The organism is Enterobacillus tribolii (genome assembly GCF_003363015.1).
Taxonomy (GTDB): domain Bacteria; phylum Pseudomonadota; class Gammaproteobacteria; order Enterobacterales; family Enterobacteriaceae; genus Enterobacillus; species Enterobacillus tribolii.
The window spans coordinates 315,512-327,718 of record NZ_QRAP01000006.1 but is presented as its reverse complement, the minus strand read 5'-3'; the positions used below and the strand labels follow the sequence as shown (position 1 = coordinate 327,718).

General features: G+C 56.7%; 8 protein-coding genes. 4 read left to right on the top strand and 4 right to left on the bottom strand.

Annotated elements, in window-relative coordinates; translation table 11 throughout:
• Positions 1-465 precede the first annotated feature (465 nt).
• The 4 genes from C8D90_RS14740 to C8D90_RS14725 all read left to right on the top strand — a co-directional run bounded on the left by C8D90_RS14740 (position 466) and on the right by C8D90_RS14725 (position 5,031).
• Positions 466-1,803, top strand: a complete 1,338-nt coding sequence (locus C8D90_RS14740; RefSeq protein WP_115459212.1) for an MFS transporter — start codon at positions 466-468, stop codon at positions 1,801-1,803.
• Between the two features lie 37 nt (positions 1,804-1,840).
• On the top strand, positions 1,841-2,581 hold the full coding sequence (locus C8D90_RS14735) for a glucosamine-6-phosphate deaminase (RefSeq protein WP_115459211.1): 741 nt from the start codon (positions 1,841-1,843) through the stop codon (positions 2,579-2,581).
• 9 nt (positions 2,582-2,590) lie between these two features.
• Positions 2,591-3,619 carry an N-acetylglucosamine-6-phosphate deacetylase gene (locus C8D90_RS14730; RefSeq protein WP_115459210.1) on the top strand — a complete coding sequence of 343 codons (1,029 nt, stop codon included), beginning with the start codon at positions 2,591-2,593 and terminating at the stop codon, positions 3,617-3,619.
• 230 nt (positions 3,620-3,849) lie between these two features.
• Entirely contained in the window at positions 3,850-5,031 is a 1,182-nt protein-coding gene (locus C8D90_RS14725; protein WP_115459209.1) for an ROK family protein, read from the top strand.
• A gap of 177 nt (positions 5,032-5,208) precedes the next feature.
• On the opposite strand, the gene narI is transcribed toward C8D90_RS14725, so the two are convergent.
• From narI to C8D90_RS14705, 4 genes are read right to left on the bottom strand one after another with little or no spacing between them, the layout of a single operon-like run.
• A complete protein-coding gene (narI, locus tag C8D90_RS14720; protein WP_115459208.1) occupies positions 5,209-5,886 on the bottom strand; it encodes a respiratory nitrate reductase subunit gamma in 678 nt (225 codons plus the stop codon).
• Positions 5,874-6,605: a nitrate reductase molybdenum cofactor assembly chaperone gene (gene narJ / locus C8D90_RS14715; RefSeq protein WP_115459207.1), complete on the bottom strand. Its 732-nt coding sequence runs from the start codon at positions 6,603-6,605 to the stop codon at positions 5,874-5,876. The genes narI and narJ overlap by 13 nt, the downstream gene beginning before the upstream one ends.
• Positions 6,602-8,161 (bottom strand): nitrate reductase subunit beta, encoded by a 1,560-nt coding sequence (gene narH / locus C8D90_RS14710; protein ID WP_115459206.1) that lies wholly within the window; start codon positions 8,159-8,161, stop codon positions 6,602-6,604. The genes narJ and narH overlap by 4 nt, the downstream gene beginning before the upstream one ends.
• Positions 8,158-11,916 carry a nitrate reductase subunit alpha gene (locus C8D90_RS14705; RefSeq protein WP_115459205.1) on the bottom strand — a complete coding sequence of 1,253 codons (3,759 nt, stop codon included), beginning with the start codon at positions 11,914-11,916 and terminating at the stop codon, positions 8,158-8,160. The genes narH and C8D90_RS14705 overlap by 4 nt, the downstream gene beginning before the upstream one ends.
• Positions 11,917-12,207 lie beyond the last annotated feature (291 nt).

Genomic DNA, 12,207 nt, shown 5'->3' with positions numbered 1-12,207 from the left:
ATTCTGTTCGTCTAAACCATTTTTAATACTGGTTATACGGCGACTTGCCGGTTTACCGTCTCTTATTTCTTTTTTACGCCACAGATAAAAATAACAGAGATTAAGAACTCTCCCGGTTTTATCGGGATGGCATCCCCTGCCCTGAATAACCGCAGGGAGGGAAACCTAATATGATGAGATCGCCTAATAGCGGGCACATCAAATACCCGCACTCACCGACTTAACCCACCTGTAAGGTGCATCCGCATTTCATTTCGAAGATGCAGAACACCGATCAATTCACTCAGTTTATTTTTCTCATGACTGCCGTCACATTTACGATCTTATTTTTGAACGCGTGCGTTCAAAAATAAATAACATAGTGCTAAGTTCATGGTACGCGAGATTGATGTCCGCTTGTCACCCACACCCCAAGATGATTTTTATTACTTTAAAACAATCAGTTAATGGATTTCAGGAGGAGCAATGAGTGAAGCCAATTTAAGCAGTGAAGGTGTGTTGGATGTTCCGCAGGAACAAAGCGCCAGTAAAAAAACGATTCGTAAGGTGATGTTTGCCAGCGTCTCCGGGACCGTTATCGAATGGTATGACTATTCGTTATATGGTGCCGCCGCGGGCCTGGTCATCAACAAACTCTATTTCCCTAACCTTTCCCCCACCATCGCAACGTTGGCCGCGTTTCTGACGTTTGCCGTCGGTTTCATCTCCCGGCCGCTGGGAGGCGTGATTATTGCGCATATTGGCGATCGTTATGGACGTAAGCCTGCGCTGATTTTCGCCGTTATGCTCATGGGCGTTGCAACATTAGCGCTCGGTTTATTACCCACCTATCACCACATCGGTATCTGGGCGACGTTAGCATTAGTTCTTATCCGTTTAATGCAGGGATTTGGCTCTGGCGCGGAATTAGCGGGAGCGCAGACATTCGTCGCAGAATACGTACCCGTTAAACAACGCGGTTTTTATACTTCACTGATTAACGCCTCGACCGGCGTGGCGATCCTTTTATCATCGCTGGCATTTTTCCTCGTCACCCAGTTACCTGATGAAGCATTCATGAGCTGGGGATGGCGTGTGCCGTTCTTATTCTCCATCGTGCTCTTTATCGTGGCGATTTATATCCGTAAACATCTGGATGAAACGCCGGAATATGTAAAGTCGTTAGAAAAAGCAGAGCGCAATAAAAAGGCGCAGGCGGTACCGATTAAAGCATTGATCGTCAACAGCCCGAAAAATCTGATCTGTGGTTTCTTCAGCCTCGCCGGCCACCAGGCTTATGGCTATGTCCTGAGTGTGTTTAGCATCAGCTATCTGACCAATACGCTGGGAATGGAAAAATCAGAAGGCTTAATGGCGCTCATGATTGCGGTCACGGTGAATACCCTCGTGACGCCGGTAATGGGAAAAATGACGGACAGGTTTGGAACTACGGCGGTTTTCTCCTTCGGCGCGATTTTCCTCGGTGTTTTTGCCTTCCCTCTTTTCTGGTTCCTTAACAGCGGGAGCCTTGTGCTGGCGACAATCGGGATGTGTATTGCCTACGGCATTGGGCACGGCGCCACCTCGGGCGCGCAGGGCGCGTTTTTAGCCAACCTGTTTCCAACGCAATACCGCTACTCAGGCATCGCGCTGTCCCGGGAACTTAACAGCGTTATTTTTGCCGGCTCCACACCGGTTATTGCCGCCGCGCTGATTGCTTTTGGCGATGGCGATCCAATCTGGCTTATCGGTTACCTGCTGTTTTGCAGCCTGCTGACATTAACGGCGGTGCAAATGGCGAAGGGATTAAAAGAACACCACTGAGTTTTGCCCGGTTCCGAATAAAATATATGAGGTAGATATGAACGTTATTATTTCCGAGAATAAAGAGATTCTTGGCGTAAAAGCGGCGCAAGCCGGTATTCTGGCGATGCAAAATGCCCTGGAGCAAAAATCGCGTATTGCCATTATTCTCGCCACGGGCGCAAGCCAGTTTGAAATGCTGGAGAACCTGATTAAAGGTGACATTGACTGGTCAAGAGTGACGATTTTCCACCTCGATGAATATATTGGTTTGAGCGAAGGGCACCGCGCCAGTTTTCGGCGCTATTTACACGAGCGCGTTGTCGATAAGCTTCCGTCTTTATATCGCTTTGTCGGCGTTAACGGTTCAGCAGAAAATATTGAACAGGAGATAGCACGGCTAAGCAGTTTAATCAGCGAACAGGACATTGATGTCTGCTTTGCCGGAATTGGCGAGAATGGTCACCTGGCTTTTAACGATCCGCCGGCCGATTTTACCACCACCGCGCCATACCTGAAGGTTGAACTGGACGAAGCCTGCCGGCAGCAGCAATTGGGTGAGAAATGGTTCAACACTTTGGCAGAGGTGCCAACGCAAGCCATTTCAATGAGCATTCATCAAATCATGCTCGCCAGGAAGTTGATCCTCAGTATCCCCGATCGGCGTAAAGCGCAGGCGGTGAAACAGGCCCTGGAAGGGCCGGTGGTTAATACCCTTCCCGCTTCGGTTGTTCAACATCACCCTGACTGTCAGGTATTTCTGGATCATGAATCCGCATCACTCATATCTGAAAGGTAAGGATGAACGATGAATGTCACTCCTGGGTTGTTTGATATACAGGTAAATGGCTTTGCCGGCATTGATTTCAATGATGAGAATATTGATGCCGGAAAGCTGGACATTGCGCTGGAAGCGATGCTGAATACGGGGGTAACCCGCTGCCTGCCCACCCTGATTACCGCTTCTGCACCAGTGCTGATGAGGCGGTTTCAGGCGCTTGACCGGGCCGTGGCAGAAAGCCCGCTCGCTGCGCTGATGGTGCCCGGATATCATCTGGAAGGACCTTTTCTGAATCCGGCGGAAGGATATGCCGGGTGTCATCCCGCAGAGGCAATGACGCCGCCGGATATTCGCTTAATTGATGAGATTGAAAAGGGCCTTTCACGGCCTATTTTACTGGTTACCTGCGCGCCTGAGTTTGATGAGGGAATGGCGTTTATCAACGCATTGGCCGACAAGGGAAAATGTGTTGCCGTCGGGCATTCCAATGTCGGCTACGCGCAGCTGGAATGGGCGGCCAGGGCCGGCGTCCGCCTCTCTACGCACCTGGGAAACGGCATTCCTCAGGTGCTTCCCAAACTGGATAACACCTTACAGGCCCAGCTCAGCTGCGACACGTTATATGCCAGCTTTATTGCTGATGGTTTACATATCCCGCCGTTTGCGCTGAAAAACCTTCTGCGCGCCAAAACGTTCGCCCGCTCGATTCTGGTGACCGACGCCATCAGCGCCGCGGCGTGTGCGCATTCGGGAATGTATAACTTTGCCGGGGAACAGGTGGAAAGAACCGATGATGGCAGCGTGCGTCTTCCCGGCGCCAGCAACCTCGCAGGCTCCAGCCTGACCCTCGATCGGGCGGTTCGCAATCTGGTGACATGGAATATCGCCAGCTTTGCACAGGCGATTGAGATGGCGACGACCCATCCGCAACAGCTTATGCAGCAGGCACTGGCGGTTCATAAGCGATTCCTTCCGCAGTCTGAGGTCGTCTGGGACGACGACAATACCGTCGTTGAATGTCATATCGCGCATGAGATCATCAGGCGCTACCGTTAACCCACCGGGGGCCATCCGGCCCCCGCTCGCCTTCCTTTCCTCCAACGTCCGGTTTTTGTAACGCGTTGATCCTGCGCTGCCGATAAGGGAAATCGGGGTTGATTGATTTCCGGGCTTTCTGGATACTTCATGCTGTAGCTCTGATACCATGATGCGTTTTCTTACGTCTCATCATTGCCGGGATTGCGGCTGGATTCCTCGTCTGAACCTGAACCGTCTTTATAAAGTGCATGAACAATAAACTAACGATCGATCTACTCTCTCATTTACCGATTACCCGCCCGTTACTCAACGATCAGGAACGTGTTTTTCTCGCGGTGCTCAAGGGGCAGGTAAAATCCCGCAGTGAAGCGACGAAAAGCCTGTCCATCCGTTCGACGACCATCTCCGATTATGTGGCAGAGCTTCTGGCTATGCGCCTGCTGACAGAAGTTCCCAGTGAGCGCGCCGGGCGGGGACGGCCTTCGCTCATACTGGGCGTGAATGCCAACCGGCTGGTAACCATCGTTTTTCAGGTCATCAGTCAGTCGGTACATGTGTTTATGGTCAATCTGTCCGCCGAAATCATCGCCCATGAAAAAATTGAGGCTGCGCCTGACAGCGACAATGCGGTACTGGAGTCGATTTTTCTCCGGCTATATCAAGCCATCATCGTAAAACAGCCGGCAGAAGCCGGACTGGCGGGGATTGTTTTTTCGCTGGGGGGCGTATTTGATCGCATTACCTGGCGCTGGATCCACAGTTCGCGCTGGCCGGGGATGAATAACCTGGATATCAGAAGCATTTTCCCGGGCGAGGAGCATGCCATTTCGATGTCACGCACCCTGGACAATGAACTATTAATTCACCTGCTGCAGCAAGACGAAAGCACATTGCTGTTGCACTGGGGATACGGCGTAGGCTTTGCTTTTGGTCACTCCGGCGATCGCATCGTTGAAGGTGGTTACGCTTTTGGCGAGATAGGCCACTGGCATATCGCTGGCGAAGCCGCCCGTTGCCACTGTGGTCAGACGGGGTGTCTGGAAACGGTGACGGCATTATGGTCGATTGGCCGCCAGATTCTTGGTGATGAATTTCAGGCCGGCGATGATGAAGAACATATTGCCCGCTTACTGGAAGAAAGAGATCTCTCTGACAATCCCGTTGTGCAAAAAGCGGTGGCGCAAATAACGACGGCGGCCTCCAACGTTTGCCGCGTTTTCTTCCCTAAAAAATTGATTATTTCTGGCCCGTTCGTAAAAAATGCCGGGATATGGCGAGCGTTTTGTGACGGTTTTTCGCAGCAAAACAGCTTCTTTGGGCAAACCATCCAGGCGCTGTCGGTCAGTCAGGTCAGCCGTGATCTGGGTGTTTACGGCGCGGCGCTTCCGGTGCTGGAACAGGGGCTGGCGAAATTGCTTCAGGAACGGTAATTCTTTTCCGGTGGCATGGTTTTGGCTGCTTTTTTGAGTAACACTTTCTGTATTTCTCTATCAAGATCTACTTTCTGGTGCACCGTTAAAGATCCGGGCCCGATATAAATGGGACATAAATAAACAAGGGGGCAGGCGCAGCCTCCCCCCACTACTCACGATCAACCCGCGCTAAACTCAGTGCCGGTTTCTCACCAACTGATAGCGCCTCATCAAATACTCCACCGGCGCGCTCCAGATATGCACCAGCCGGCAGAACGGAAACAGCAAAAACAGCGTCATCCCCAGCACCATATGCAGCTTAAAGATCAACGCCACGCCTTCCAGATGCTGCGACGCGCCGGCATGGAACGTCACCACCGCCTGCGCCCATCCCACCAGCTTCATCATTTCGCTGCCGTCCATGTGCTGCGCCGAGAACGGAATCGTCAGCAGGCCCAGGCAAACCTGAATCACCAACAGCGTCAAAATCATGATATCGCCGAAGCTGGAAGTCGCGCGTACGCGCGGGTTGGTCAAACGGCGCTTGAGCAGCATCGCCCCGCCGATCAGCATCATCACCCCGCACGCGCCGCCGGCAATCATCGCCAGCTTTTGCTTCACCGGCACGGGCAGAAACGCTTCATACATCCAGTGCGGCGTCAGCATGCCCAGAAAGTGACCGGCGAAGATCCCCAGAATGCCGATGTGGAACAGGTTCGACGCCAGCCGCATCCCCTTCTTGTCCAGCATCTGGCTGGAACCGGCGCGCCAGGTGTACTGACCGTAGTCATAACGGATCCAACTGCCGATCAAAAACACCGCCCCGGCGATATACGGATAAATATCAAAAAAGAACTGATTTACGAATTGCATGAGCGTTCTCCCGCCACCGGGGTGGCATCCAGACTGAGATACTGCGGCGCCACGGCGCCGGCGAAGCGGCGCTGATGGGCGTCCTGCTCGGCGTTGGCACACCCCTGATCGCCGAGAAAACGGATCTGCTCCTCTTCCCATACCGCATCCAGCGCGGCGGGCGTATCGTCGCGGCTTTCCTGCGCCACCCGCTGACGCAGGGTTTCGTCATTCAGCCGCACGCCGGACAGTGCGATCAGCAGATCAAACAACGCAGCATAGCCACTCTCGCGTTCACGCAACCGGGCGGCCAGCAGCGCCAGAATCGGCGCGATGTCCTCCAGTCCCGCGCCCGCCTGCGCCGGCGCCTGACTGGCAAGAAACTCCAGATACAGCGGCAGGAAATCCGGCAGCTCATGGCTGTCGATTTCCAGACCGGCGCTGCGGTACTGCGCCATCAGGTCAACCATCGCCTGACCGCGATCGCGCGATTCACCGTGGACGTGCTCAAACAGCAGCAGCGAAGTGGCGCGGCCGCGATCGAACAGCGCGCAGTAATTTGCCTGGGCATCCAGTAAATCCGTGGCGCGGCAAACATCAATGAAGTCATGCAGCGGCGCCAGCGCGGCGGGAGAAAGCGCCCCCGCCTGCGCCGTGGCGTCGCGCAGCTCATCCAGATGCGCCCACAGCGCTTCATCGGGATAATCCAGCAGACGGGAAATAATGCGCAGCGTCATCATGAGCGTTTCTCCTGACCAATGCCGGCGTCGCGCGGCGTTTTCTGCGTGACGTCGATAGCGTCGATACGCTTGCTGTTGAACAGATTGAAGCGCGTGTCGCTGCCATGACAACCGTCGCCGAAGCTGAAGCCGCAGCCGTTGCGCTCCGGAAACGCCTCGCGCGCCTGCTCGCGGTGGCTGGACGGGATCACGAAGCGATCTTCGTAGTTGGCGATCGCCAGGTAGCGGTACATCTCCTGCGCCTGCGCTTCAGTCAGGCCGACTTCCTCCAGCGCGCGGATGTCATGCACGCCCTCCACGGTTTCGGCACGCTTATAGTGACGCATCGCCATCATGCGCTTAAGCGCCCGCAGTACCGGCGCGGTGTCGCCGGCGGTCAGCAGGTTCGCCAGGTATTGCACCGGAATCCGCAGGCTTTCGACATCAGGCAGAATGCCGCTGTGCGGCAACTGACCGGCGTCCGCCACCGATTGAATCGGCGACAGGGGCGGCACATACCACACCATCGGCAGCGTGCGGTATTCCGGGTGCAGCGGCAGCGCCAGTTTCCAGTCCACCGCCATTTTGTATACCGGCGACTGCTGTGCCGCGTCGATGACGCTCTGCGGGATGCCGTCCTTCAGCGCCTGCGCAATCACCGCCGGATCGTTCGGGTCGAGGAAGATGTCCAGCTGACGCTGGTACAGATCCTGCTCGCTCTCGGCGGAAGCCGCGTCGGCGATGCGATCGGCGTCGAACAACAACACGCCAAGATAGCGGATACGCCCGACGCAGGTTTCAGAGCACACGGTCGGCTGGCCGGATTCAATGCGCGGGTAGCAGAAAATGCACTTTTCAGACTTGCCGCTCTTCCAGTTGAAGTAGATCTTTTTGTACGGGCAGCCGGTCAGGCACATACGCCAGCCGCGGCATTTGTCCTGATCGATCAGCACGATGCCGTCCTCGGCGCGCTTGTAGATCGCGCCGCTCGGGCAGGTCGCCACGCAGCTCGGGTTGAGGCAGTGCTCGCACAGGCGCGGCAGGTACATCATGAAGGTGTTTTCAAACTGACCGTACATTTCCTTCTGCATGGCTTCGAAATTACGGTCTTTGCTGCGCTTCCCGAACTCGCCGCCCAGGATCTCTTCCCAGTTGGGGCCGTTTTCGATTTTCTCCATGCGCTGCCCGGTAATCAGCGAGCGCGGACGCGCCACCGGCTGATGTTTGCTTTCCGGCGCGTTTTGCAGATGGTGATAGTCGTAATCGAACGGTTCGTAGTAATCGTCCAGCGACGGAACATCCGGGTTAGCGAAGATCTTCGCCAGCACGCCGACGCGGCTGCCCATGCGCGGCTCCAGCTTGCCGCTGATTTTACGGATCCAGCCGCCTTTCCACTTCTCCTGATCCTCCCAGTTATGGGGGTAGCCGAGGCCCGGCTTGGTTTCCACGTTGTTGAACCAGGCATATTCCATACCTTCGCGGCTGGTCCAGACGTTTTTACAGGTCACTGAACAGGTGTGGCAGCCGATGCACTTGTCGAGATTCAGCACCATGCCGACTTGTGAACGAATTTTCATTGTGCTTTCTCCCGCTCGTTGCTCTGAACGCCGTTATGATTTTCATCGTCCAGCCAGTCGATAGTTTTCATCTTGCGCACCACCACGAACTCATCGCGGTTAGAGCCGACCGTACCGTAATAGTTGAAGCCGTAGGCCAGTTGCGCATAGCCGCCGATCATGTGGGTCGGTTTCGGCGTCACGCGCGTCACCGAGTTATGAATGCCGCCGCGCTGACCGGTGATTTCCGAACCGGGGATATTCACGATGCGTTCCTGGGCGTGATACATCATGGTCATGCCCGCCGGTACGCGCTGGCTGACAACGGCGCGCGCCGTCAGGGCGCCGTTGGCGTTATAGGCTTCGATCCAGTCGTTATCTTCGATGCCGAGATCTTTGGCGTCGTCCTCGCTCATCCAGACGATCGGCCCGCCGCGCGACAGGGTCAGCATCAGCAGGTTGTCGCTGTAGGTGGAGTGAATCCCCCACTTCTGGTGCGGCGTCAGGAAGTTAAGCGCCTTCTCTTTGTTACCGTTCGGTTTTTTGCCGATCACCGGCGCCACCGCACGGGTGTCGATGGGCGGACGGTAAACCAGCAGGCTTTCGCCGAAGGCGCGCATCCACTCGTGATCCTGATAAAGCTGCTGGCGGCCGCTCAGGGTGCGCCACGGGATCAGCTCATGCACGTTGGTGTAACCGGCGTTATACGACACATGTTCATCTTCCAGTCCGGACCAGGTGGGGCTGGAAATGATTTTGCGCGGCTGTGCCTGAATGTCACGGAAGCGGATTTTCTCGTCTTCTTTATTAAGCGCCAGATGGGTGTGATCACGCCCGGTCACTTTCCCTAGGGCTTCCCAGGCTTTCACCGCCACCTGACCATTGGTTTCCGGCGCCAGAGACAAAATGACTTCGGCGGCGTCGATGGCCGTTTCAATTTTCGGCCGGCCGGCAGCCGCGCCGTCGGGCTGGGTGTAGTTCAGTTTTTTCAGGAAATCGACCTCGGTCTGGGTATTCCAGCCGATGCCCTTGCCGCCGTTGCCCAGCGTGTCCATCAACGGCCCCAGCGCGGTAAAGCGCGCATAGGTGTTGGGGTAGTCACGCTCCACGGCGATGATATGCGGCGCGGTTTTGCCCGGAATCAGGTCGCATTCGCCTTTTTTCCAGTCCTGCACGCCGAACGGCTGCGCCATCTCATTGGCGGAGTCGTGCTGGATCGGCAGCGTCACCACGTCGGTTTCGGTGCCCAGATGCCCTTCGCACACCTGCGAGAACGCTTTGGCGATGCCTTTGTAGATCTCCCAGTCGCTCTTCGACTCCCAGGCCGGATCGACCGCGGCGGAAAGCGGATGAATAAACGGATGCATGTCCGAAGTATTCATGTCGTCTTTCTCATACCAGGTGGCGGTCGGCAGCACGATATCGGAGTAAAGACAGGTGCTGGACATCCGGAAATCCAGCGTTACCACCAGATCGAGCTTGCCTTCGCCGCCTTTGTCCTGCCATTCCACTTCTTCCGGCTTCACCGCGCCCTGTGCGCCCAGATCCTGCCCCTGAATGCCGTGCTCAGTGCCCAGCAGATATTTGAGCATGTATTCATGGCCCTTGCCGGACGAGCCCAGCAGGTTGGAACGCCAGACAAACAGGTTGCGCGGGAAGTTCTGCGGATTGTCCGGCTGCTCGGCGGCAAAACGCAGCGCGCCGCTTTTGAGCTGTTCGACAGTGTAATCCGCCGGCGACATTCCGGCCTGCCGCGCGGCCTGCGCCAGATGCAGCGGGTTCGTACCCAGCTGCGGCGCGGACGGCAGCCAGCCCATACGCTCGGCGCGCACATTCAGATCAATCAGGCTGCCGGTGAAGCGCGATTCATCCGCCAGCGGCGAAAGCAGCTCTTTGGTGCCGACGGTTTCATAACGCCACTGGCTGGAGTGGTTGTAGAAGAACGAGGTACTGTTCATGTGGCGCGGCGGGCGCTGCCAGTCGAGGGCGAACGCCAGCGGCAGCCAGCCGGTTTGCGGACGCAGTTTTTCCTGGCCGACGTAGTGCGCCCAGCCGCCGCCGCTCTGACCGACGCAGCCGCAGAAGACCAGCATGTTGATCAGGCCGCGGTAGTTCATGTCCATGTGATACCAGTGGTTCATACCGGCACCGACGATGATCATCGAACGGCCGTGGGTCTGTTCGGCATTGCGCGCAAACTCGCGGGCGATGCGGATAATGTGGTGACGGCTGACGCCGGTAACCTGCTCGGCCCAGGCCGGCGAATAGGCTTTCACTTGGCCGTAATCCGCGGCGCAGTTTCCGTCGTCCAGCCCGCGCTCGACGCCGTAGTTCGCCAGTGTCAGGTCATACACGCTGGTGACCAGCGCTTCGCTGCCGTCGGCCAGTTGCAGGCGTTTCACCGGCAGCTTGTGCTGCAGCACTTCATCCAGCGCCACGCTGCTGAAGTGCTCGCTCGGAATGCCGCCGAAGTACGGGAAACCAACGTTCACCACGTCGTCGTGAGCGCCCATCACGCTCAGGCGCAGCTCAACCTCTTCCCCGCTCTTGCCGTCGCGCTGTTCCAGGTTCCACTTGCCCTGATCGCCCCAGCGGAAACCAATGGAGCCTTGCGGCGCGCACAGTTTGCCCTGTTGATCCAGCGCCACGGTTTTCCACTGCGGGTTGTTTTCCTGCCCCAGCGCGTCCACCAGATCGGCGGCGCGCAGCATACGGCCGGCGCTGTAGTAACCGCCGTCGCGCGCTTCCAGCATCACCAGCATCGGCATGTCGGTGTAGCGGCGCACGTAGTCGGTGAAGTATTCCGCCTGGCGCTGCACGTGGAATTCATTAAGGATCACATGGCCCATCGCCAGCGCCAGCGCGCTGTCGGTGCCCTGCTTCGGCGACAGCCACTGGTCGCACAGCTTGGCGATTTCGGCGTAGTCCGGGGTGATCGCCACGGTTTTGGTGCCCTTGTAGCGGACTTCGGTGAAGAAGTGCGCGTCCGGGGTACGGGTCTGCGGGACGTTGGAGCCCCAGGCGATGATGTAGGAAGCGTTATACCAGTCGGCGGATTCCGGTACGTCGGTCTGCTCGCCCCAGGTCATCGGCGAGGCCGGCGGCAGGTCGCAGTACCAGTCGTAAAAGCTCAGGCAGGTTCCGCCGATCAACGACAAATAGCGGGCGCCTGCGGCGTAAGACACCATCGACATCGCCGGGATCGGCGAGAAGCCGATGATACGGTCCGGCCCGAAAGTCTTGGCGGTGTACACGTTGGCGGCGGCGATCAGTTCGTTCACTTCCTGCCAGCTGGAACGCACGAAGCCGCCGCGGCCGCGCGCCTGCTTGTATTCAGCGGTTTTCGCCGGATCGCTGATGATGCTGCCCCAGGCGTCCACCGGATCGCCGTGCTGCGTTTTGGCGGCGCGCCACAGCTTGATCAGACGCTTGCGCACCATCGGGTATTTCAGCCGGTTGGCGCTGTAAAGATACCAGGAGTAACTTGCTCCGCGCGGGCAGCCGCGCGGTTCGTGGTTGGGCAAATCCGGGCGGGTGCGCGGATAGTCGGTCTGCTGGGTCTCCCAGGTCACCAGCCCGTTCTTGACGTAAATCTTCCAGCTGCATGAGCCGGTACAGTTGACGCCGTGCGTGGAGCGTACGATTTTGTCATGCTGCCAGCGGCTGCGGTATCCGTCTTCCCAGTCACGGTTGACGTTCAGTTCCTGGCCATGACCATCGGCGAACGTCGCTCCTTTCTGCTTAAAATAACGGAACCGGTCAAGAAATTTGCTCATCCGGGATTCTCCTGAAACGGAGCTGCAAGCTCCTGTCGTTATGTAGGTAATGCAAACGCATTACTCAGATTTATATTGCTCAGAATAGCATCAGGGTAATCAGCGCTATGGGTGCGCTAATTGATTGGGATCAAGGCTGAACCTGCCCTGAAACAGCGCCGGCGGGCAAAATACTCCCAACGGATAATGACGGAGTATTTGCATATCCTATTGATATCAATGGACATTAATATCAACTTTTATCCGAACGCTGAACATCCCGCGTTAAGTAAACTATTTAGGGGTACAAGC